The following is a 21,590-nucleotide window of genomic DNA, read 5'->3' on the forward strand; positions in this document are numbered from 1 at the left end:
CTGAACAGGACAATCGAGAGTGATCAGAATTTCCATTGATGCCATGGGCGGTGATTTCGGTCCTGAGATCGTTATTCCCGGTCTGGCAACGGCGCTGGAGCGCCATCCTGATATCCGGTTTGTGATCTTCGGTCGTGAGGAAGAGGTAAGGCCGGTTCTTGATCGCCACCCGACGCTTGCCAGCTCGACATTCCATCATTGCGATGTGTCTGTGCGCATGGACGAGAAACCCAGCCAGGCCCTGCGTAATGGCCGCTGGAAGTCATCCATGTGGCGGTCCATCGAAGCAGTAAAAACCGGCGAGGCGGACGTGTGCGTCTCGGCTGGTAATACAGGCGCGCTGATGGCCATGTCAAAATTCTGCCTGCGGACAATGGCCAATGTTGAACGACCCGCCATAGCGGGTATCTGGCCGACCTTGCGTGGTGAAAGCATTGTGCTCGATATCGGCGCCACCATTGGCGCTGACGCCCAGCAACTGGTCGATTATGCCGTTATGGGCGCTGCCATGGCCCGTTCGCTGTTCGAGATCGAGCGCCCCACAATCGGCCTGCTCAATGTCGGCGTTGAGGAAATCAAAGGTCAGGACGATGTGAAGGATGCCGCACGCATTCTGCGCGAAATTCCGCTGCCAAGCCTTGAATATTACGGTTTCGTCGAAGGCGACGATATCGGCAAGGGTACGGTTGATGTGGTGGTCACCGAAGGTTTTACCGGCAATATCGCGCTGAAAGCAGCCGAAGGCACCGCCAAGCAGTTCGCGCAATATCTGCGGGATGGTATGAACCGTACGTGGATGGCCAAGATCGGCTATTTGTTCGCCAAGGGCGCATTTGATCGCCTGCGCGAGAAGATGGACCCGCGCAAGACCAATGGCGGCGTATTTCTTGGGCTGAATGGTGTCGTCATCAAGAGTCACGGAGGAACCGACGCACTTGGCTTCGCTTCTGCCGTTGATGTCGGCTATGATATGGCCCGCAACAAGCTTTTGGATAAGATTGCCTCGGATCTGAGTCATTTCCACAAGAGCCCGGTCGGTGTCGCTTTTCAGGGCGAGGCCGAGAATGATTCAGAAGCTGAGATAGAACCACAGGCGTAGGAAAGATAAATGATCCGGTCCGTTGTCAAAGGTGTAGGGGCGGCCAAACCGGCGCGTCTGGTTAAGAACGCCGATCTGGAAGGTATCGTTGAAACAAGCGACGAGTGGATCGTCCAGCGCACGGGTATTCGCCAGCGCTATATCGCGGGTGAGGGTGAAACAACCGCCTCCCTTGGCGAGGCGGCAGCGCGCGCGGCGCTCGATAATGCCGGTATGACGCCCGACGACATTGACCTGATCATTCTGGCCACCTCCACGCCTGACAACACGTTCCCAGCATCTGCCGTCGACATTCAGGCGCGTCTTGGCATGACCCATGGCTTCGCCTTTGACATGCAGGCAGTGTGCTCCGGCTTCGTTTACGCCATTACGACGGCTGATCTTTATATTCGCGGCGGCATGGCCAAGCGCGTTCTGGTGATCGGTTCTGAAACTTTTTCACGGCTTCTCGACTGGAATGACCGCACAACCTGCGTTCTGTTTGGTGATGGCGCCGGTGCCGTTATCCTTGAGGGCAATGAAGGGCGCGGACTGACTTCCGATCGCGGTATCCTGACCGCCAATCTGCGCTCTGACGGCTCACACAAACAAAAATTATATGTGGATGGCGGCCCTTCCACGACCCAGACGGTCGGGCATTTGCGCATGGAAGGCCGCGAGGTCTTCAAGCATGCTGTCGGCATGATTACCGATGTGATTGAGGCCTCTTTCTCGGAAGCGGGTATCACCGCCGAAGATGTCGACTGGTTTGTGCCGCATCAGGCCAACAAGCGCATCATCGACGCCTCCGCCAAGAAATTGAACCTTGCGGAAGGAAAAGTCGTCATCACGGTTGACCAGCATGGCAATACCTCAGCGGCTTCCGTCCCTCTTGCTCTGGCAACGGCTGTTGCCGACGGGCGTATCAAGCAGGGCGATCTTGTCCTTCTCGAAGCCATGGGCGGGGGCTTTACGTGGGGTGCAGTTCTGCTACGGTGGTAATGCTCCGGTTGGGTCAGTGGTTTGTTTTATCAACTGTTTTTACCCGCTTGCCCTATCGGATTTGATCCTATAACGTCCGCTTCCACCTGATAGTTTTGCAACAAACGAGAGCTTAGAGATCGTATGGGGGGTAAGACCATTACGCGCGCTGATCTGGCCGAAGCAGTCTATCGTAAGGTAGGGCTTTCGCGCACGGAGTCAGCTTCACTCGTCGAAACAATCCTCGATGAAGTATGTGATGCCATTGTTCGTGGCGAGACGGTGAAACTGTCGTCATTCGCCACGTTTCAGGTAAGAGACAAGAATGAACGCATTGGCCGAAACCCGAAAACGGGTGAGGAAGTGCCGATTTTGCCTCGCCGGGTGATGACGTTCAAAGCATCCAATGTGCTTAAGCAGCGCATCTTGCGCTCACACCAGGCACGGAAGAAAAAATCGGCCTAAATTAGCCGGTTCAAGGCATTCTGAGCGAGATTGCTGTGGGGCAATCTCGCCTTGTACTTGAAAATTACATCATAAACCGCTGAAATAGACGTCGAATCAGATTTTCTCCTGAAAGGGTGAAAACATGGACAAGAGTCCCGACGCTTTTAGAACCATCAGTGAAGTTGCAGAAGATCTCGATCTTCCCCAACATGTTCTGCGTTTTTGGGAAACGCGTTTTACCCATATCAAGCCGATGAAGCGTGGTGGTGGGCGCCGATATTATCGTCCGCTCGATGTGGATCTGCTCAAGGGCATCCGCCATCTCCTCTATGATCAGGGCTATACGATCAAGGGCGTGCAGCGGCTTTTACGCGAGAACGGCGCGCAGTTCATTATTGCTCTGGGTAGCGGCGATACTGCTGCGGCTGAAGCTATCAGCCAACAGAAGCAGGCTGCCGTTCGCGAAGAGGAAGCAATTTCCGCCGAACAGGAACGCGCTGATGCGGCTGAAGAGGCTGCCGTCATGGGGTCGCAGAAATCGGCTCATCATGGCAGGCGCCTGTTTGGATTGATCAAGGGCGATGATGAGGGCCCAGTTGCGGCTGATGGCAAGCGCCTGTCCAAGGACAACCGGACTTTGCTGCAGGAAACCCTGTTCGATCTCCTGGAATGCAAGCGTTTGCTCGATCAGGTCCGGTAAACAGCTCTGACATACGTGTGCCTGTGTGGATATTGTCCGTGGTCCGTGGTTCGACAAGCTCACCATGAGGGAGAGTGTGGATGAAAGGGAGTCAAGTTCTGCAACATTGGTGATCTGCAATGCTGGCGATTATCGTTGCATCCTCACTCTCCCTCATGGTGAGCTTGTCGAACCACGAACCACGAACCACCACCACAATCCCTAAATCCCACACCCCCAAACAAAAAACCCAGCTTTCACGGGGGGTGAAAGCTGGGATTTGGGGTTGGCTGTGGGGTTCAGCCTAGCTGGTTGGGGGACCAGTATAAGAGAAACGAAGCTGGCGGCAGAAAGTTCCAGAGAATTTTGAAAAAATCCGGAACTGAATTTACCGAGCCAACATGCCTATCGCGATCCCAAGACCCGCAATAACCATCAGCGTCGATACGGAGTTCTGTGTCTGAATACCGCCGATTTTCTGGGCTTGATGTCCAACCACGCGCGCGGCACGGCGTCCGCCATTTTTGATGGCTTCAAAAGTCGAGCCATCCTCATCGCCTTCAAGATCGTCCAGCAGTTGGACACCCTTGTTGGTGAGGGTTTTCGTCAGCGCAGCCAGATCACGCTTCAAATCCTCGATTTCACGTTGCAGACGTTCCCGGTCTTCCTCGTCGCGCATTGGCCCGGCACTATCCATATCCATCACCCTCCATTTAGCGTCTGGAAATCAGCCCGATCAGCAGCGCTGCGCCTGCCACAATGGCAAGGGTTGCCAATGGGTTTTCCTTGGCTGCATCGGCAGCATAGTTAACCTGCTTGGTTGCGGCCCGTTTTACATGGTCGAGCTTTTCGCCGCCCATGTCGGAGATGCTGGATGTGAGCCTTGATACTTCCTTGCGCAAAGCCGCAATCTGAGCTTCAACGTCATCCTGAATATCATCGGTCGTTTTTGAGAATATTGCCATTCTTTATGCTCCTATGCATGACAGGCCTATAACGGGTACGGGCTGCTTATGTTCCCTCCCGGTTTCGACAAAACTCGCAATAATAAATTGTCACGCCGGAAACTTTCCAGCTGAACGCTTCGTACTTGTTAGCATTCCCCGGGAAAGGGGAGGCAAACGTGGAGCAATAAAATGGGTAAATTGACTGCAGGGATTTTCGCCGGATTTTTGGCGGTTACAGCACTGAGTGGAGCAGCATTGGCCAAGGACAACCCGATGGTTGGCGGCGCGCCGATGTATGCCAACAAGAACATCATCGAGAATGCTGTTAACTCCAAGGACCACACGACGCTCGTCGCAGCGGTCAAGGCCGCCGGCCTTGTCGAGACACTTCAGGGCAAGGGCCCGTTCACAGTCTTCGCGCCAACCAATGAAGCCTTTGCAGCCTTGCCCAAGGGCACGGTGGAGACGCTGCTCAAGCCTGAGAACAAGGCAACCCTCACCAAGGTGCTTACCTGCCATGTGGTGGCCGCTGACGCCATGTCAGCGACAATCAAGAAGATGATCAAGGATGATGGCGGCGCCCACAAGGTCAAGACCGTTGGCGGCTGCGTCCTGACTGTCAGCGAGAAGGGCGGCAAAATCTCCATCAAGGATGAAAAGGGTAATGTTGCCCATGTCACGATTGCTGACGTCCAGCAGTCCAACGGCGTCATTCATGTGATCGACAAGGTTCTTCTGCCCAAATAACAAGACAGCGATAGACGCTGCGGCAGACACCCAAAATGCCCGTTACCGGTTCACCGGTAGCGGGCTTTTCTTCTCATGCAGATTATTTGCCTTCGTGCTTGAACCGCCGGTGGCTGAAGCCGCCCTTGGCCAATCGCAGGATTGAAGACAGTTTTGTCGGATCGCAGGCGACTTTAGGAATTTGCCCACGCGCTTGCTGCAGCGTGTTTGGCGAGGCTGGCTTGGCATGATGAGGCGTGTGAAGAATTGCTTCTCCCATTCTTGTCACTCCCTGACGACGTCCGCTCCCGGCCTATGCCGGAAAGCCGAATGCTGTGGGTATACGGACATTCCTCAATTCTATGACGGTTGATCCTTGCCTGGATCATTCGATATATGTGTCAGTAAATTCTTGCGGTTCCAGGTTCGGTGCGAGGGTTTCGACTGGTATGCCAGCAAGATAACCACAATGACTGCAAGCAAGATATCAAGATCACGCATATCCGTAACCTCCTGCATTCTGATGGCAACTATAGCGCGGAACCGACTGGCTTCCAAATCACAAGATGTCGATCAAAAGATTTGCACAGGGCAGCAAACGTAAAAAACGGTGAGCTGCAAAGCTCACCGTTTCAAAAAATGACGTGACTGGAGATCTCATCATCGCAGTTTGGCAATACAGTCCTTCTCCATTGCCAAACACAATTCGAATGTTTGTTGGGCCAAGGCCTGATGATCCGGGGGCGAGCCCCCGGATACGTCTTCAAATCCGTTAGGATTAGAAGTTGCGCTGGAAGCGGATCATGCCACCGAATGCATCGTCGCCACCGCCGCGGCGGCTTTCAGCAAAAGCCTTGCGATCGCCGTCAAACTTGGTGTAGCTGATTTCTGGTGTGATAACGAAGCCAGGAACGAGTTCGTAAGCTACGTTTGCAGTTGCTGCCCATGTGCCTTCGGATTCGTAAGCAACCTGTGCGTTAACAGTTGCCTTGTCTGAAACCTTAGCGGAGAGACCGCCCCAAGCTGCCCAGTCACCATCCCAAGTGCCGAACCAGTTACGCTGACCGCTATCCTGCAGATCATCCCAGTTGGACTGATAGCCACCCATGATGAATGCGGAAACTGTGTCTGTGAACTTTACGTCCAAACGCAGTTTGCCAGCAAATTCTTCAGCCTTGGAGTCGTAACCGACAACACCGGAGACGCCGCCCCAAGCCTGTTCGAACTTAGCACCGGCGATAACATGTGGCATGTAGTCGTCGATACGGTAGTCGTAGCTGAAGTAGTTTGCAGTCTGTACCTGGCCCTGTTCAGCAGCGATGATTGCCGAGAAACCGTTTCCACCGGTAAAGGTATAGCTAACCTGGTTGGATGTGCCGGACTGATAGTTGATCACGTCGTCGTTGATGACCTTGCCTGCATAGCCAGTCCACGAACCGAAGATTTCGTCAGACACGCCGATGCGGAAACCGCCGAGGTCGATGTAAGCCTGAGGAATGAGGCCGCCGCTGTTTTCACCGTTCGTGTAATTGAAACGTGTTTCAATGTACGAACGCAATGTGCCGAGTTCGGTTTCCGAACGAGCGTCGAAACGAACAGTAGCGCGCGTACGCTTCCACCAGGTGCCGTATTCGCCGCCAGTGTAGACGTTATCGCCGCCCTTGGCGTCGTAACGCAAGTAACCGCTGATCTTCAGGCAGGTTTCGGTACCAGGAATGTAGAAGAAGCCTTTGCCGTAAGCATCGCAAACGCGAACGTATTCGACAGCTTCTGGTTCAGCGACGACAACTGCGTCAGCAGCGCGTGCGCCTGTGACTGCAACCRGGGCTGCAGCGGAGCCGAGTAGAAGGCTCTTAATGTTCATTGTTGCTCTCCATGAGATTGGTAGTGACAATTTCGTATTCTGCGACTTTGGTCGTAGAGTCAAATGTCAAATTACAAATCTGTAATGTCGGCAAAGAACGGATTTTTATTGTTGCTGATTTGCAACTACAAGTTTACAATTGGTAAATATATAGTATAAATAATGGTAATACTGTAAATACAAAGCATATCACGTTATTGTAACAAAAATGTGATAAGTTTTTGAAATATAGCAAGATTATTTGGGTGTATTCCTCTCTGGTGGATGAGGGCGCGGAATCGCCCGTGGCGGGTTTTTGTCCTTAAATGGCCTGCTCGAATTTAGAACGAATTTTCCGGGGGATTCATAGGGTCTTCCAACGGAAATCGACAGGCGGATAAGATTCGCCTAACTGAAAATGTCAAACAGAGAGAAAAGCATCAGTTCCAGGAACGTTACGGTCCATAGGGCGATGACGAGTTTATCAGTCAAACTTCTTTGATGGGAATTGTTGCGCTTCACAATGAATAACCAGACCAGATGATTTATCGGACCTGACTTCGCAAAGGAAGATTGCCTGTTAATGACGGCTCGGATGTTTTTTTGCCCATGGCTAAATTCTGCCGCTGCTGCAAATTATAGGCGGCCACGTTCTTTCGTGGCAGCGGGAGAGACGTCAATCAGCCCGCCCGACCCTATCCTAAAGTTGATAGCAGTCGCGCCGTGCCCTTGCGGGCAGGGTGCTTGTGGCAGATTCTGAGCAGAAATGATACGTCACTTAACAATCTTCAAAGGCATGACACAGCAGCCTTGCAACAACCGCTGAATTTATGATCAACCGATTTGATTGACGAGGCCCGGTAGCCTGCCTTCATCAGTGTCAGTTACCGAGCCTCTCGCTGCACTCACGTGCAGCCAGCTAAATGTGAGCCCTTGACTTGTAACAGTCAAATCACAGTTACAGGCGGTAAACCGGAATTATCGATTGCATGTCAAAAGTCTAATTCGTTCTTTCCTCCGCATGCGCCGGATCATTGCCAGCATATCGGCACCACTGTCCTGAGTATTCAATTGAGCCGTGTCGGTTTGTTCCTTTGTCTGAACGATAATTTTTTCTTTGCAGTTCTGTTGTACCAGAAACTGAATTCTTGTTCGCATGTTCCACCACCCCTCGTGTCTTATGATTTTTTTTGAGAGACGTAATATATGCGATACTTCTGATTAGTTTGGAATACCTCCAATAAATCTTTACTTGATGTAAAGCGCACAAAACGGTGAATAACAGCCAACCTTACCTATATCAGGGCAACGGGACCGAAATGAGAGGACTGAGCCTTGACGTTTATTGAAGACAAGACGGCCAATGCCCTTGTGGTTGTGGATGTGCAAACTGCCTTCATCGCAGGAAGCGCTGCCATTCCCGACCACATCCAGCTTCAAGGTGCCATTGAAACGCTTCTTGCCAGTGCGCGCGCAGCGGGAGTTCCCATTATCTTTGTTCAAAATGACGGATCTCCCGGCGCACCCGATGAACCGGACACGGATGGCTGGCAATTATTCTTTCCGGCGAAGGCGGGTGAGCACGTTGTACGGAAGTCACTTGATGATGGTTTTGACGGAACCAAGCTCGAACATCTGCTGACGACATACGGCGTTGAATCACTGGCGATCTGTGGCATGCAGTCGGAAATGTGCGTTGCTGCGACGGCACGCACGGCGATGCAAAAGGGTTTTTCCGTTATATTAGCCCATGATGCTCACGCAACCTATGACGTGCCGGAAGGGCCGGGTGGTTCAGAGCCGGTCCCCGCCAGAATGGCCGCCCGTGCGGCCGAATGGTCATTGGGAGACGAAATTAGTCTGTTGGGCACGGCAACAGACATTTCCTTTCAAGCGGTCAATCCGGCCTGCTAGCGGAACATGCGCAAAAAAACATTGCTCACAATGACGCCCGATACGCCGCCGGCTGCTTTGAATATAGCATCCAGCAGTCTCGCATGCCGGGTCGGCGCCAGCATCTGGGCGAGCTCAAATCCAAAGGCCGCGCAAACCACCAAAAGCAGGATCAACAACCAACGCTTGGGATAGGCAAACGCAAAGACAAAGCCAAGCACTGCAAAAGCAAGAAAGCGCTCGACATTGACAGGCAGACCGCTCTCCGGTCGCAGATTGATTGGATCAACGGTTATGAAAAGTATAGCGGCGAACAACAGCCACGCAATGATTTGAGCGGATTTCATCGGTCCCAGATACCCCATTCACCGGCCTGTTCCAATCCCGTTATGCGCAGAGGCGATGTGAATTGCAAAACGGCAGTGCAAATGTGTGCGATGCCGTAGGGAGAGGTGAGGCCCGGCGGGGGCATCGGGGGGGTGATGAAGTGGCCGGGCCTCGCGTTGTCCGAAGGCGACAACGCCCGGTTGATACCATCGCAAGCTGAGCAGAGGATTATCCGAACCTGATGTGAAACTGAGGCGGCGATCACAATATTGCAAAATGCAGCAGCTGCCGCACTCGCCATTGTACGATCAAGTTGGCAATCTCATCATAAAGCCCCGTTCAACGAGATCTGCTGAACCGGAAAATTTCACCGAACCATCATATGCCAGTGTAAAATCTTCCGAAAAATCCGGATGATCAAGAATTGCACCATAATGAGCGCCGCCGTCCGCATGGCCGCCATGGTTGACGATGTTTTTAAACTCATTGATCGATTGGTTCGAGAAGCGGTAATGCAGCAGGACGGCCGTGATGGGAACGAAATTGCGGCTGCATGGTCCGGGACCATGGATACTGCCCCGCTCGTAGCTCGTGGCTTTATCGACCCAGATGAGGGGGAATTTGGAGAGCCGCATGTCACGGCCAAAGAATCGCTTTCGTGGTCCGCCACGCACGGATGTACCATAGCGCTCCAGTTTGATCGTATAGCTGTCGCCATCGAAGTTTGACGATACATCAAATGGCCATCTGCTGCCATCATCGACAAACTCGTCGCCGTTCAGTGGACCTTCAGGGTAGAGATCGAGCATTGGCGCATGGCATCGCTGCATTCCGGCCTTCTCCAGTTGCCGAATGAAATCCGGCAACGTCGTGGTCTCGCTATCGGGGAACACAAGAAACTCGTCGGCGTCAAGTGACAGATACCACCGGTTTGCGCCATAAATCTTGAAGAGCGCATCGCGCCATGCTTTTCCGCGTGCGGCTTCCGAATAGCGAATGGGCGAGGTGTAAAGATCCACATCAGGCGCATTGCGCAACACATCTGATGTACCATCATTCGATTGATCATCGACAAAGGCAAAGCGCGTGACACCAAGCTTCCGGTAGTATCGCAAGAAGGAATTGATATAGCCGATCGCATTTTTGACAATGCAAATCGCCAAAACATCATCTTGGACTGGATGAACGGAGGGGCCGGAAACCTTGGTCAGAAGGTTCTTGCGCGGTGCCGTGAATGCAGCTGGATAGGTATAATGATAAAGGTGTGCTTTGGCCCGTCTCAGGAATGACGGATTACCGAGACGCCGCCAATCCGCCGGGTCGGATATAGGATATTGGATTGGCATGCGGATTCCCCGGTTTGCCGCATCGGGAAATACACTGCAGACGGCACTTTCCATGCTCGCCAAGGCTCGCCCGGAACGAAGTTAGGAGACAACTAATTCTTAGTCAGAAAATATTCAATAGCGCTATGGAATTGCTCGCCCGAATATGTGCGGAAGTCGAAGATTTGTCCGAGGCCGCACTCCCATAGTCCGCGATCAATGGTTCTTGATGACGTTAAGAAAAATTCCGGCAATCTTGCTCAGATGGACGTCGTCATCTTCGTGATAAGCCTGCCGTCCCGCCGCCGCGATAGCATTGAACAGTTGGTTGTCGGCGCTTTCCAGAGCTGTGATATCCGTTACGATCTTTTGGATATCGCTTTGCGGCTGAATCTTCCGCGTCAGATAATCAGCTAGAAGCTTTTGTCGTCTTTTGCGATCACTGGTGATGGCGCCGAAGATACCCCAGGCGAACCATGTCTCGCCGATCTGCATTTCCGCATCGCTGATCTGACTGCTAAGCTGTTCCGGCAGTTTCGCTTTTTGCGTGTCGGCGATGTGTGCGGCAAGTTCAAATGCTGCATCATCCGTGATCCCGATCTTATCTGTCATTTGCAAAACTCCAGGCTTTTGAGATGTCACGTCAGTGAATGGAGCGGGGCCAAATGAAGTGTGCGCGGCGCACAGCTGGTCCCCGGTCAGAATCGTAGTTCTAACACAATACAAACCGGCGATGGTTTGTTTTGTTCCTCATGGCCCGAAAAAATGTCGAGGGTGCCGAAATGTAAACACGGCATCCGCTACTCTTCGGCTTCGCATCCCGCGACCAACAGGGAATATTGCGTTTCAAATTGTTGGTCTGTGCCGGCCAAACTTTCATATTTCGTTGGTTTTTGAGTTTTCTCCCTTGCACTCAAACGTCCAGTATTCTAGGGGTTCCGCACCGGCAGAGAAATGACGGAGCGTAGCGCAGCCCGGTAGCGCACTTGACTGGGGGTCAAGGGGTCGTCGGTTCGAATCCGGCCGCTCCGAGATTTAGCCGAATGTTTTCAGTAACATGGCTTATATTCTCTGTTTTCTGAAAGCCAGGTTCTCAAGGAACCTGGCTTTTTTGTTTCCCAAACTGATTTACACGTGAATGAATATCCGGTGTGAAATGCCGGAAGCATTGCGTAGCTGCGACAGAATCCCACTCAAAGCCAAAGCCGAAAAACCGCACGCGCTCCCTTCATATGGCCAGAAAGTGGAACGCTCCGGGCGTCAATAACGGCCTGTTTGAGTGCCTGTTGACATCAGGCAATTGGCTGACATGTCACATGCCGTTCACAGGCGAGGGCTTACTATGACAGACCCTTAACCGAACCGGACTGAAATGTCCCAGAGACAGGAGAGGCGTGTCACATGTCGAAAGTCAACGCACAGATCAACCAATCCACAGCCGTTAGAGCGAATGCGGGCACGGCAGATCCTGAGACCGTCAAGGCATGGGACCAGGCTCAGAATGCGGCCAAGGATGCGGGCATACTCTGGAATCGACCAAAAGGTGACAATCGCTCAACGCAGGACATTATTGATAGTGATCCTCTGCTGCGCAATCTCGGGAATCAGAGCGGTGTCAAGGACATGCTGAAAGAACGGGTCGGCGATTTCGAAAAGGATGCCGACGCGGCGTTCAGGGCGGTGCAGGTTCTGGATCATGTCGAGAAGTTTGACGAGAGCGGAAACCGGATTGCCGGTAATGATGTCAACAATGGCCGCGTTGATGGCTTTACCAAGGGTGGCGATGCAAAGCATGGCACGGAAGCTGGCCGCCTGCAGGACTTCGGCAAATATGGTTTTTCCAACCTCAAGGGAAAACTCAATGATGTGATCAATGCTGGCGGTGATGAACAGGCGCGTGCGCAGGCTGAGAAAGCGGGCGTCAAATGGGAGCTGCCTGATGGGGATAAACGCTCGGCGCAGGACATCATCAATGACTCGCCGCTGCTCAAGAATCTGGGCAACCAGAGCGGTATCAAGGACATGCTGAAGGAACGGGTTGGTGATTTTGAAAATGACGCTAACGCCGCCTATAGGGCGGGCCAGGTCCTTGATCGCATAACAATGTATGACGAGAATGGTAACGCGCTGTCTGGAGACGACGTCGCCAATAGCAGTATTGATGGGTTTACCAAAAGCGGTGAAGCAAAGCATGGCACAGAGGCTGGCCGTCTTCAGGATTTTGGGAAATATGGCTTTGAGGTCATCAAAGAGCTGAAGAAGCCCGAGGATATCAGCAGTTACAAGGATTTTATAAAAGCCAATCCAGATGCCGACGAAACGTCAAAAACAATTGCCAAATATGCCGCCATCCTTGGCGAAAACTATGATGTGATCAGGGGAAAGACAGGATCTGGCGAACATCTGACGGCTGAAGCCCTGAAAAAATACAAGGAAAAGAACCCGCAAATCAGCCAGGAATTTAAGGAGGCACTCAATTTCTGGTCACAGCCGGGTGCTTTCAACAAGCTTGAAACGGCGAACGATCCAACGGTGCTCAAAGCCGACGGGAAGCTCAGCAAGGGCGATTTAAAGAGCTGGATGGAAAAGCAGACTCCGAAGGATGCCGGTTCGGCAATCACGTTGCTATCCGGTGTCACCGACGGGAATGTCGTTGCTGGCACCGATACCAGCAAGTTGGACAAGGATATTTTTGAACACCCCGAAAAGCACTCGACGGAAGAAAAAGCCGCCGCGCTTCAGGAACTGCTGAAGGCGCAGCAGCTGATCGTCAGCGGAGCGAGCGCTGGCATGTGGAAGGACGATTATTCCATCGTCAGCATAGCCAATCGTGTTCGCAGCCATCCAAATCCCGAGAAGCTGCTTCAGGACGTCGACGACCATATCAAAACCCTTGAGGGCGACCCTGAAGTCGTGAAGTACATGAACGAGAACAGCTCCAAGCAGATGTCCAAGCTGTTGGAAGAGAATAAGGGTCTCAAGGACGCGCTGCAGAAAACCTATGATGACGATATCAAGTCCGGCAAGGCGCTCAATAGCCTATGGGACACGAAGATGAAGGATGGCAAGACGGACCAGCAGGCGGTTCTTGCCGAGTTTTACGGATCAGCACAAACGTTCCAGAGCGCTCTTGGCATCAAGAACGCGGCTGAAATCCAGAACGCCGTCAAGAATTCCAAACATGCGGGCGAACTGAACGATTTCTATGAGAAGTCACTTGCCTCAGGCGACCGCCTGAAGGAGTTGATGAAGAACAATTCGTTCGAAAAGGCCGCCAGTGCCTACAGCATGGAAGTCGCGCTCTATAATGCAACGCTCAGCCCCGAATTCACGGGGAAATTCGACAAACAGATCAACGACAATTTCACCAGGACCGTGCAGGAAAACGCCTTCAATGATGCCTCTTTCAAAGATCTCAGGAAGGCATTCGGCATCAATGGCGGCGATGACCTCGATGAGGAAAAGGTAAAAGCCCTTATCGATCAGATCAGCAAGGACAATCCCGCATTCTTCACCAATCCAAATGGGACGGTCACAAGGCCAGACCAGATATTGTCCACCTTCAGGGGCGACTGGGATCTTCTGCGTCAGGGGGCGAAGACGCTCAACGAGCTTAAGCTTTTTAGTCCCGATTCATCGGTCAAGGGCGCCGCAGACAAGGGGGTTCTTCATGGCGTCAGCGGCCTTTTCCTGGCTGGTGTTACGATCGCCAAGGGCGCCAGCGGTTCGGGCAAACTCACCGACCGACAGATCGTCGATATCACCACCGGGTCTATCCAGACTGCCACGATTATGACCGAAGGCGGCATGAAGGGTTTGCAGGATTACCTGAAAGACGTGAAGGGCGTGGTCGATGACGAACTCGTTGACGCCATGACCTCCAACCTGAAGAAGTTTGAAAATGCCGCGAAGGGGCTTGGTGGCATCGTCGGTATTGCCGCCGGTGCCTATGGCATTTTCGATGGTGTGCAGGCAATCCGCAAGGGCGATACGGTCACCGGGGGCATCAGTATCACGGCAGGTTCCCTCAGTGTCTTGGCTGGCTTGGCTTCCACCGTCGAAGGCGGAATGGCACTGTTTGCTCCCACCATGGCGCGTTTGATCCCGGCGCTGGCCGCCGGTGGTCTTGGGTTGGTTGCAGCGGGCGTCGGTGCATTGGCGATGCTGATTCCGGGCTTGATTGCGGAAGGCAAACAGCAAAAGAGAGCCGATGATTTTGGCGATCTGCTCAGCAGCTATCTGACCAAGTACGAGATCGACGGCGTGAAGGATGGCGGCATTATGGATGTCCCGGATGATGAGTGGCCGCAGTCCGGCAGCGGTACATCCTGATCTCGTGCCTGTCGCCGGAAGCTGGCAGCGTCTGGATCAATCTTGACGGGAAATGCAGGAATAAAAGCCAGACATCAGGTCTGGCTTTTATTTGGATTTTACGCGTGGTCAGACTTTGACAATCCGCTTGCCGCGGTTTTCGCCAGCCAGAAGCCCGATCAATGCGGCCGGTGTATTCTCAAGCCCATCGATAATGTCTTCTTCCACCTTCAATTGGCCAGAGGCAACCCAGCTTTGCAGATCGGTGAAAGCACGGTCGCGCTGGCTGAAATAGTCCATGACGATGAAGCCTTGCATGACAAGGCGCTTGATGGTGATCAAGCCCGGAATGCCGCGTGGTCCCGCCGTCGGCGCGCCATCATACTGGGAAACGGCGCCGCAACAGGCAATGCGCCCGTGAGTATTCATGAGTGCGAGACAGGCTTCCAGTGTATCGCCGCCGACATTGTCGAAATAGACATCGATCCCATTGGGAACTAGAGCGCGCAGGTCCTTGAAGAGATTGCCTGCCTTATAGTCCACTGCCGCATCGAAACCGAGATGTGACATCAGCCACGCGCATTTCTCGGCACCGCCAGCAATGCCGATGACACGGCAGCCCTTGATCTTGGCGATCTGGCCGACGAGGGAGCCAACGGAACCCGCCGCCGCCGAAACGACAACGGTTTCGCCCGGCTGCACCTTGCCTACATCAAGCAGGCCGAAATAGGCTGTCAGCCCCGCAATGCCATAAACGCTGAGCAGGTGGGTGAGCGGCTCGATATGCGGCATCTTGATGAGATGCTTGGCTGACAGCACGGTATAGTCCTGCCAGCCCGTATCGGCGAAAACCAGATCGCCGGGCGCAAAGCCGGGCGCTTTTGAGGTAACGACCTCTGCAATACCGCCGCCAGCCATGACCGAATCCGGCTCAACCGCAGCGCGGTAGGTGGCACCCTGCATCCATGCACGGTTGGCAGCATCAAGCGAGATATAGCGCACGCGGATCAGCACCTCACCATCCGCAGGTTGTGGAATGGTGTTTTCAGTCATGGCGAAATGGTTCGGTTGGAGCTTACCAACAGGCTTTTCACGCAGGATAATCTGGCGGTTGACGTCTGAACTCACGGGCTTTGCCTCCATAGGTCATTGTCCCGGATCGCCGTGGTCTGGCAAGCCGGGTTGGTCATAAGCCTAATATCGCCTATGGTATAAATCATATGATCAGTTCTAATGTCTGCCCATGAACAGCTTTGATAACCGTCTTGACCTCAACCTGTTTCGCGTTCTGGATGCTATTCACGCCAATGGCAGCATTTCCGGCGCGGCCAGAGCCTTGCATCTGACCCAGCCCGCAATCAGCCATTCGCTTGCCCGCTTGCGTGAAATCTTCAGCGATCCGTTATTCGTGCGTCAGGGCAACCGTATGGTCGCCACCGAACGGGTGCGCATCATCATTGCTGATGTAAGGCGCAACCTGCAGGGGCTCTATGCGGCGGTTGAGACTTCTTCGGAGTTTTCGCCATCACGTCTCACGATGGATTTCAAAGTTGCGCTGCGTGATGTGCTTGAGTCGGCAACCTTCTCGCCATTGATGCGTCAGCTTGCGACGGAGGCGCCGGGGGTTTGTGTCGTCAGCCGCCGGGTGGCGCGCGAAACTTTTGAGAAGGAACTGACGGCTGGAGGTCTTGATCTTGCCATTGACCGCAAGATCAAGGTCGGCCCGCATATTCGACAAAAGACATTGCTGCGCGAACCCAATGCCGTTGTCGTGCGCAAAGGTCATCCACTCTCGGGAAAAAAGCTCACGCAGGCGGATTATGTGGCTGCCAAACATGTGCTGGTTACCCATATCGAAGGCATGGAGCCGATTGACTATATTCTGGCGGAGCAGGGGCTTGGCCGCAATATCGGCTTGCGCTGCCAGCATTTCTTCGCGGCGTGCAAGGTTATCGCCGAGACGGACTGGATTTTGACGATGCCGCGCACCTATGCGCTTGAATTATCCGATGTACTCAACCTGGATGTGCTCGTTGCGCCGCTGGCCATCCCGCCGATTGATGTTGTCATGTATTGGCACGCGGTGCGGGACGATGATCAGGGCCATCGCTGGATGCGTGAACTCTTTGCCGAGGTGATGACAAAGTATGGCGGCGGCGGGCCGCCAGTGACCACAGGTCATAAATACAGATCATAGTCGATCATAAGAACATATAATTTGTTTGATATGCCGCAAGCCGTTAGTCTTTAACCACCAGAAGACAGGACGGCCAATCAATGCATTTTACGCCTAGCCCAAAAACGCAGGATTTCGTCACGCGCGTGAAGTCCTTTATGCGCACGCATATTCAGCCGATTGAGAAGCAATATTGGGCTGGCATTGCGTCAGCTGATCATGGCAGTGACTGGAAGCAGTGGCAGATTTCACCTGTTGTCGAAGAATTGAAGGCCAAGGCGAAAGCCGAGGGCCTATGGAACATGTTTCTGCCGGATGAAGCACTGGGTGCCGGGCTGTCAACGCTGGAATATGCGTTGATTGCGGAAGAGACCGGCCGCAGCTTCATGGCTCCTGAAATCTTCAACTGCAATGCGCCCGATACGGGCAATATGGAAGTGCTGTGGAAATATGGCTCCGAGCACCAGCGGGACGAATGGCTAAAACCGCTGCTGGCGGGTGAGATGCGCTCGGTGTTCAGCATGACGGAACCCGATGTTGCCAGCAGCGACGCGACAAATATGGAGGCGACAGCGCTGGTCGATGGCAATTCCATTGTCGTCAACGGCAAAAAACACTGGTCGAGCGGACTCGGTGATCCGCGTGCGAAGATCGCGATTGTGATGGCGCGCACGCCAGATGTAGGAAAAGGCCGCCATCAACAGCATTCCATGGTCTTGGTGCCCTTGGATAGCCCCGGTGTCGAGATCATCCGTATGCAGTCGGTGTTCGGCGAATATGACGAGCCGCATGGCCATGGTGAGGTGCATTACAATAATGTCCGTGTACCCCTGACCAATGTGATCAAAGATATTGGCGCGGGTTTTGAGATTGCGCAGGGACGTCTGGGACCCGGCCGCATTCACCACTGCATGCGCTGCATCGGGGCTGCGGAAGCGGCGCTGGAGTTGACCATTGCGCGCGGCATGTCGCGCGTCGCATTCGGCAAACCCATTCTCAACCTTGGCGGCAATCGCGAGCGTCTGGCTGAAGCGCGCATTGCCATTGATCAGGCGCGTCTTTTGACCCTGCATGCAGCTTGGAAGCTCGACACGCTGGGAGCCATGGGCGCAATGGCTGAGATTTCCGCCATCAAGGTTGTCGCACCGCAGATGCTGCAGGCAGTTGTCGACAACGCCATTCAGATTCACGGTGGAACGGGTGTATCCCGTGATACGCCGCTCACGCAGTTCTTCATTCAGGCTCGCTCGCTTCGTCTTGCCGATGGCCCCGATGAGGTCCACAAAGGGCTGATCGCGCGCATTGAACTGGCCAAGCATGGCCATGCGAAGTGAGTGAAATGACTGAAGCCAAGGCGATTGATCGCGCGGGCAAGGTGCGCGCTGGTGAGGAACTGAATGCGGAAGCAGTCAGCCAATGGCTGCACGCACTTGGTGTGCCGGTGGAGGGGGCACCGGAGGTTACCCAGTTTTCCGGTGGTGCTTCAAACTGGACCTACCGGTTGCAATATTCGCAGCATGATCTGATCCTGCGTCGCCCGCCAGCCGGTACCAAAGCCAAATCCGCCCATGATATGGGGCGGGAATACAATGTGCAGAAGGCATTGAAGCCGTTTTATCCTGCTGTCCCCACGATGATCGGCCTGTGCGAGGATGAGACGCTGATCGGTGCTCAGTTTTACGTCATGGAGCGCATTGCCGGTATCATACCGCGCCGCCGCCTGCCGCAAGGGGTGACGCTGAGCGCCGGGGACGCGCGCCGCCTCTGTGAGACCATGCTGGACAAACTGGCCGAACTGCACCGGATCGACATTGCAGAAGCGGGATTGGAATCACTCGGTAAGGGTGCAGGCTATGTGCAAAGGCAGGTATCCGGCTGGTCCGACCGCTATGGCAAGGCGCGCACCTGGAACACGCCGACATTCAAATTTGTGCGTGAATGGCTCGCCGCGAACATCCCCAATGATGCGCATACATGTCTGATCCACAATGATTGGCGGTTTGACAATCTGGTGCTCAACCCAAAAGATTTGACCAACATTATCGGTGTGCTGGATTGGGAGATGGCGACGCTGGGTGATCCACTGATGGATCTCGGCAGCATGCTTGCCTATTGGGTGGAGGCTGGCGATCCCTATCTGATGAAGTTGACCCAGCGCCAGCCGACGACACTGCCCGGCATGATGAAACGCGGGGAAGTTGTTGATTATTATCTGCAAAAGAGCGGTTTGAAAGTCGATAATTTTGCCTTTTACGAGGTGTTCGGTCTGTTCAGGCTCGCCGCCATCGCCCAGCAAATCTATTATCGCTATTATCACAGACAGACGCGCAATCCGGCGTTTAAGAACCTCTGGATCATGGTGAACTATTTCGATTGGCGATGCCGGCGCATTATCCGTCAAAGTGGAAAATAGGGGCACTGCATGGCCATACGCAAAACGATATTGATAACGGGTGCAAGCTCAGGGCTTGGCGAAGGTATGGCCCGCGAATTTGCCGCCATGGGCCGCGATCTTGCTTTGTGCGCCCGGCGGACCGAACGGCTCGACACACTGAAATCCGAACTGGAACGCAAGCACCCCGGCATCAAAGTCATCGTCAAGGCGCTCGACGTCAATGATTATCCCGCCGTGTTCCGGGTATTTCGCGAGGTGCAGCAGGAGTTCGGCACTGTTGACCGCATTATCGTCAATGCGGGTGTCGGGCAGGGCAAGCGCATCGGCACCGGCCATTTCGCTCACAATGTCCAGACCGCCCAGACGAATTTCGTTGCCGCTCTTGCGCAGTGCGAGGCCGCTGTCGAGATTTTTCGCGAGCAGAATGCCGGTCATCTGGTGACGATTTCCTCCATGAGCGCGGTGCGTGGTCTGCCAAAACATCTGACAACCTATGCCGCGACGAAAGCAGGGCTGGCATCCCTATCGGAAGGCATTTGCGCGGAACTTATGGCAACGCCGATCAAGGTCAGCACGATCTTCCCCGGCTATATCCGCACGGAAATCAACGAAGGCGCGCCGAAACTGCCGTTTGAAGTTGATGGGCCGACTGGCTCGCGGCTGCTGGCGAAGGCAATCGAACGAGAGCCGGTCAAGGCGTCTGTGCCTTGGTGGCCGTGGGGACCCATGGGGTTTCTCATGCGCATTCTTCCGCTCAAAGCCGTGCTTCTTCTCGCCTGATAATAAGGAACACCCTGATGAAAAAGCGCATCTTTGTTACTGGCGGTGCTTCCGGTCTTGGACGGGAAATTGCCCTGCGCTGGGCCCGCGAAGGTGCTCTCATCTGCATCGGCGATCTCAATGACGCACGCGGTCAGGAGACGCTTGATCTTATCAAAGCCGCTGGAGGCGAGGGCATCTATCGGCACTGCGATGTGACCAAGCTGGAGGATTTGCAGGCTGTTGCCGGGGAATTGCTGCGGCAATGGGGCGGCGTTGATGTGGTCTTCAACAATGCCGGGGTTGGCACGGCGGGCGCGCTTGCAAGCGAAACCATTGAACAGTGGCAATGGGTGCTCGACATCAATCTTCTGGGCGTCGTGCGTGGTTGTCAGGCCTTTGCACCTGTTTTCAAGGCGCAAGGCAAGGGCCATTTCGTCAACACGGCTTCGATGGCAGGTCTCGTTCATCCACCGATGATGGGAAGCTACAATGCGGTGAAAGCCGCGGTGGTGGCTTTTTCCGAAACGCTGCGCGTGGAACTGGCGCCGAACAATATCGGCGTCACGGTTGTCTGCCCGTCATTCTTTCGCACCAATCTGACGGAATCCCTGCGCAGTCCTGCGGCAGCAGCCAAGATTGAACGGCTGTTTGAAAAGGCACCTATTACCGCCGCAGAAATTGCCGACCGCATTTATCGCGCTGTCGAGGCAAACCAGTATCTTGTCCTGCCGCATGCCGGGGACAGAAAGGCTTATTTCTTCAAACGGTTCATGCCTGTTAATGCCTATCTGAATTTCATGACCAGAAAGACCCGCAGCTTCCACAAGCTTGGCCAGTCGCAGAGCGGTAAGGCGGCCAAGTAGGGTCAGGTTTTGTCCGGCGTTGCACCGGTTCGCGATTCCAGCCGGTAGCGATTTCCGGGATAAACCAGATGTACCAGCGACACCACTGACTTGCCCGACCATGTACGGCGGCGGATTGCAAGGCAGGGCTCTGTGCGCAAAATACCAAGCAGCTTGCGCTCGCGCGCTGACGGCATGGCCGCTTCGACAATATGCTCTGATCCGCTCAAGGGAGCATTGGCGCTGAGATAGGCGTTGGGCGTAAGGGCGGTGAAATCCTGAGAAAGATAATCCGGAGCGGCAGCGGGGTTAACGAACCGGTCTTCGATCTGGACGGGAACGCCGTTCTCGCTATGCACGATCAGCGAGTGAAACACTGTGGCACCGGAAGACAGGTCAAGTGCTTCCGCCACGGCGCACGAGGCTTTTTCCCGTGCCAGACGAATGACGGCGGCGCTGTGGGTATGGCCGCGTTCGACAATTTCATCGGCGATATTGCGCACTTCAAACAGGGTTGAATGGCCCTTACGCGCCGCGACAAACGAACCGACGCCGCGAATGCGCACCAGTTCGCCTTCATTGGCGAGTTCCCGCAAGGCGCGGTTAGCGGTCATTTTGCTGACCCCAAGCCCCGCCACGAGTTCGTTTTCCGAGGGCACGCGATATTCAGGCGGCCACTCTCCGCTATGAATGCGGCCAAGGATCATCTGCTTCACATTGGCATAGAGAGGGGAACGAACACGTGTGTCAGGTTGTATCTTGAGCATGGCATTGGTCATCTCAGGCCTTTCATTGCTCATTCCTTGTGCAGGATCAGATTTTGCCTCTCACCGCGACTTTCCCTCTTGCGCGGCACGG

Annotated in this window: 21 protein-coding genes and 1 tRNA gene; 13 read left to right on the top strand and 9 right to left on the bottom strand. The window is 54.1% G+C overall.

The genetic code is table 11. The annotated features are described in order from the left end of the window. Nucleotides 1–19: 19 nt before the first annotated feature. The 4 genes from plsX (at nucleotide 20) to AB4Y96_RS14230 (ending at nucleotide 3,206) form a co-directional block, all read left to right on the top strand. Nucleotides 20–1,099: a phosphate acyltransferase PlsX gene (gene plsX / locus AB4Y96_RS14215; RefSeq protein WP_091883893.1), complete on the top strand. Its 1,080-nt coding sequence runs from the start codon at nucleotides 20–22 to the stop codon at nucleotides 1,097–1,099. 9 nt (nucleotides 1,100–1,108) lie between these two features. Further along, nucleotides 1,109–2,080, top strand: a complete 972-nt coding sequence (locus AB4Y96_RS14220; RefSeq protein WP_091883891.1) for a beta-ketoacyl-ACP synthase III — start codon at nucleotides 1,109–1,111, stop codon at nucleotides 2,078–2,080. 123 nt (nucleotides 2,081–2,203) lie between these two features. After that, nucleotides 2,204–2,524, top strand: a complete 321-nt coding sequence (locus AB4Y96_RS14225; protein ID WP_091883889.1) for an integration host factor subunit alpha — start codon at nucleotides 2,204–2,206, stop codon at nucleotides 2,522–2,524. Between the two features lie 124 nt (nucleotides 2,525–2,648). Next, nucleotides 2,649–3,206, top strand: coding sequence for a MerR family transcriptional regulator (locus AB4Y96_RS14230; protein ID WP_091883887.1), 558 nt, complete (start codon nucleotides 2,649–2,651; stop codon nucleotides 3,204–3,206). A 367-nt stretch (nucleotides 3,207–3,573) separates the two neighbouring features. On the opposite strand, the gene AB4Y96_RS14235 is transcribed toward AB4Y96_RS14230, so the two are convergent. Both AB4Y96_RS14235 and AB4Y96_RS14240 read right to left on the bottom strand, forming a co-directional pair. Beyond that, nucleotides 3,574–3,888, bottom strand: coding sequence for a hypothetical protein (locus AB4Y96_RS14235; protein ID WP_441918163.1), 315 nt, complete (start codon nucleotides 3,886–3,888; stop codon nucleotides 3,574–3,576). Between the two features lie 10 nt (nucleotides 3,889–3,898). After that, nucleotides 3,899–4,150, bottom strand: a complete 252-nt coding sequence (locus AB4Y96_RS14240) for a DUF883 C-terminal domain-containing protein (RefSeq protein ID WP_091883882.1) — start codon at nucleotides 4,148–4,150, stop codon at nucleotides 3,899–3,901. 255 nt (nucleotides 4,151–4,405) lie between these two features. On the opposite strand from AB4Y96_RS14240, the gene AB4Y96_RS14245 reads away from it, so the two are divergent. Next, nucleotides 4,406–4,879, top strand: coding sequence for a fasciclin domain-containing protein (locus AB4Y96_RS14245; RefSeq protein ID WP_244518449.1), 474 nt, complete (start codon nucleotides 4,406–4,408; stop codon nucleotides 4,877–4,879). Nucleotides 4,880–4,961: 82 nt separating this feature from the next. Here the strand turns inward: AB4Y96_RS14245 and AB4Y96_RS14250 are convergent, their stop codons facing one another. Then, complete coding sequence (locus AB4Y96_RS14250) at nucleotides 4,962–5,138, bottom strand: hypothetical protein (RefSeq protein ID WP_175540679.1); 177 nt, start codon at nucleotides 5,136–5,138, stop codon at nucleotides 4,962–4,964. A gap of 498 nt (nucleotides 5,139–5,636) precedes the next feature. After that, complete coding sequence (locus tag AB4Y96_RS14255) at nucleotides 5,637–6,722, bottom strand: porin (protein WP_441918164.1); 1,086 nt, start codon at nucleotides 6,720–6,722, stop codon at nucleotides 5,637–5,639. 1,314 nt (nucleotides 6,723–8,036) lie between these two features. Here AB4Y96_RS14255 and AB4Y96_RS14260 point away from each other — a divergent pair. Beyond that, nucleotides 8,037–8,615, top strand: a complete 579-nt coding sequence (locus AB4Y96_RS14260; RefSeq protein ID WP_441918165.1) for an isochorismatase family protein — start codon at nucleotides 8,037–8,039, stop codon at nucleotides 8,613–8,615. Here AB4Y96_RS14260 and AB4Y96_RS14265 read toward each other — a convergent pair. From AB4Y96_RS14265 to AB4Y96_RS14275, 3 genes are all read right to left on the bottom strand, one after another. Then, a complete protein-coding gene (locus AB4Y96_RS14265) occupies nucleotides 8,612–8,941 on the bottom strand; it encodes a VanZ family protein (protein ID WP_441918166.1) in 330 nt (109 codons plus the stop codon). The two genes, AB4Y96_RS14260 and AB4Y96_RS14265, sit on opposite strands and share 4 nt — an antisense overlap. A gap of 288 nt (nucleotides 8,942–9,229) precedes the next feature. Further along, nucleotides 9,230–10,267: a glycosyltransferase family 2 protein gene (locus AB4Y96_RS14270; protein ID WP_441918167.1), complete on the bottom strand. Its 1,038-nt coding sequence runs from the start codon at nucleotides 10,265–10,267 to the stop codon at nucleotides 9,230–9,232. A 195-nt stretch (nucleotides 10,268–10,462) separates the two neighbouring features. Next, nucleotides 10,463–10,858 carry a hypothetical protein gene (locus tag AB4Y96_RS14275; protein ID WP_091883869.1) on the bottom strand — a complete coding sequence of 132 codons (396 nt, stop codon included), beginning with the start codon at nucleotides 10,856–10,858 and terminating at the stop codon, nucleotides 10,463–10,465. A gap of 346 nt (nucleotides 10,859–11,204) precedes the next feature. Here AB4Y96_RS14275 and AB4Y96_RS14280 point away from each other — a divergent pair. Both AB4Y96_RS14280 and AB4Y96_RS14285 read left to right on the top strand, forming a co-directional pair. Beyond that, nucleotides 11,205–11,278 (top strand) — tRNA-Pro (locus AB4Y96_RS14280). A 369-nt stretch (nucleotides 11,279–11,647) separates the two neighbouring features. Then, nucleotides 11,648–14,578, top strand: a complete 2,931-nt coding sequence (locus AB4Y96_RS14285; protein ID WP_441918168.1) for a type III effector HrpK domain-containing protein — start codon at nucleotides 11,648–11,650, stop codon at nucleotides 14,576–14,578. 108 nt (nucleotides 14,579–14,686) lie between these two features. Here AB4Y96_RS14285 and AB4Y96_RS14290 read toward each other — a convergent pair whose 3' ends face one another. Then, entirely contained in the window at nucleotides 14,687–15,685 is a 999-nt protein-coding gene (locus AB4Y96_RS14290) for an NADP-dependent oxidoreductase (protein WP_441918169.1), read from the bottom strand. Between the two features lie 115 nt (nucleotides 15,686–15,800). Between AB4Y96_RS14290 and AB4Y96_RS14295 the strand changes: the two genes are divergently transcribed. The 5 genes from AB4Y96_RS14295 to AB4Y96_RS14315 all read left to right on the top strand — a co-directional run bounded on the left by AB4Y96_RS14295 (nucleotide 15,801) and on the right by AB4Y96_RS14315 (nucleotide 20,753). Next, on the top strand, nucleotides 15,801–16,754 hold the full coding sequence (locus tag AB4Y96_RS14295) for a LysR family transcriptional regulator (protein ID WP_441918170.1): 954 nt from the start codon (nucleotides 15,801–15,803) through the stop codon (nucleotides 16,752–16,754). Between the two features lie 80 nt (nucleotides 16,755–16,834). Beyond that, complete coding sequence (locus AB4Y96_RS14300; protein ID WP_441918171.1) at nucleotides 16,835–18,067, top strand: acyl-CoA dehydrogenase family protein; 1,233 nt, start codon at nucleotides 16,835–16,837, stop codon at nucleotides 18,065–18,067. A gap of 5 nt (nucleotides 18,068–18,072) precedes the next feature. Further along, on the top strand, nucleotides 18,073–19,146 hold the full coding sequence (locus AB4Y96_RS14305) for a phosphotransferase family protein (protein ID WP_441918172.1): 1,074 nt from the start codon (nucleotides 18,073–18,075) through the stop codon (nucleotides 19,144–19,146). A gap of 9 nt (nucleotides 19,147–19,155) precedes the next feature. After that, a complete protein-coding gene (locus AB4Y96_RS14310) occupies nucleotides 19,156–19,908 on the top strand; it encodes an SDR family oxidoreductase (RefSeq protein ID WP_441918173.1) in 753 nt (250 codons plus the stop codon). A gap of 17 nt (nucleotides 19,909–19,925) precedes the next feature. Next, nucleotides 19,926–20,753: an SDR family oxidoreductase gene (locus tag AB4Y96_RS14315; RefSeq protein WP_441918174.1), complete on the top strand. Its 828-nt coding sequence runs from the start codon at nucleotides 19,926–19,928 to the stop codon at nucleotides 20,751–20,753. A 2-nt stretch (nucleotides 20,754–20,755) separates the two neighbouring features. Here AB4Y96_RS14315 and hutC read toward each other — a convergent pair whose 3' ends face one another. Then, nucleotides 20,756–21,511: a histidine utilization repressor gene (hutC, locus tag AB4Y96_RS14320; protein ID WP_441918239.1), complete on the bottom strand. Its 756-nt coding sequence runs from the start codon at nucleotides 21,509–21,511 to the stop codon at nucleotides 20,756–20,758. Nucleotides 21,512–21,590: the final 79 nt, after the last annotated feature.

The sequence above is a fragment of the Phyllobacterium sp. TAF24 genome (genome assembly GCF_052113785.1).
Classification (GTDB): domain Bacteria; phylum Pseudomonadota; class Alphaproteobacteria; order Rhizobiales; family Rhizobiaceae; genus Phyllobacterium.

Coding starts and splice junctions, on each gene's coding strand:
- AB4Y96_RS14220 (WP_091883891.1), top strand. CDS start 1,109: ATGATCCGGTCCGTTGTCAAAGGTGTAGGGGCGGCCAAACCGGCGCGT.
- AB4Y96_RS14225 (WP_091883889.1), top strand. CDS start 2,204: ATGGGGGGTAAGACCATTACGCGCGCTGATCTGGCCGAAGCAGTCTAT.
- AB4Y96_RS14230 (WP_091883887.1), top strand. CDS start 2,649: ATGGACAAGAGTCCCGACGCTTTTAGAACCATCAGTGAAGTTGCAGAA.
- AB4Y96_RS14235 (WP_441918163.1), bottom strand. CDS start 3,888: ATGGATATGGATAGTGCCGGGCCAATGCGCGACGAGGAAGACCGGGAA.
- AB4Y96_RS14240 (WP_091883882.1), bottom strand. CDS start 4,150: ATGGCAATATTCTCAAAAACGACCGATGATATTCAGGATGACGTTGAA.
- AB4Y96_RS14245 (WP_244518449.1), top strand. CDS start 4,406: ATGGTTGGCGGCGCGCCGATGTATGCCAACAAGAACATCATCGAGAAT.
- AB4Y96_RS14250 (WP_175540679.1), bottom strand. CDS start 5,138: ATGGGAGAAGCAATTCTTCACACGCCTCATCATGCCAAGCCAGCCTCG.
- AB4Y96_RS14265 (WP_441918166.1), bottom strand. CDS start 8,941: ATGAAATCCGCTCAAATCATTGCGTGGCTGTTGTTCGCCGCTATACTT.
- AB4Y96_RS14270 (WP_441918167.1), bottom strand. CDS start 10,267: ATGCCAATCCAATATCCTATATCCGACCCGGCGGATTGGCGGCGTCTC.
- AB4Y96_RS14275 (WP_091883869.1), bottom strand. CDS start 10,858: ATGACAGATAAGATCGGGATCACGGATGATGCAGCATTTGAACTTGCC.
- AB4Y96_RS14285 (WP_441918168.1), top strand. CDS start 11,648: ATGTCGAAAGTCAACGCACAGATCAACCAATCCACAGCCGTTAGAGCG.
- AB4Y96_RS14295 (WP_441918170.1), top strand. CDS start 15,801: ATGAACAGCTTTGATAACCGTCTTGACCTCAACCTGTTTCGCGTTCTG.
- AB4Y96_RS14300 (WP_441918171.1), top strand. CDS start 16,835: ATGCATTTTACGCCTAGCCCAAAAACGCAGGATTTCGTCACGCGCGTG.
- AB4Y96_RS14305 (WP_441918172.1), top strand. CDS start 18,073: ATGACTGAAGCCAAGGCGATTGATCGCGCGGGCAAGGTGCGCGCTGGT.
- AB4Y96_RS14310 (WP_441918173.1), top strand. CDS start 19,156: ATGGCCATACGCAAAACGATATTGATAACGGGTGCAAGCTCAGGGCTT.
- AB4Y96_RS14315 (WP_441918174.1), top strand. CDS start 19,926: ATGAAAAAGCGCATCTTTGTTACTGGCGGTGCTTCCGGTCTTGGACGG.
- hutC (WP_441918239.1), bottom strand. CDS start 21,511: ATGACCAATGCCATGCTCAAGATACAACCTGACACACGTGTTCGTTCC.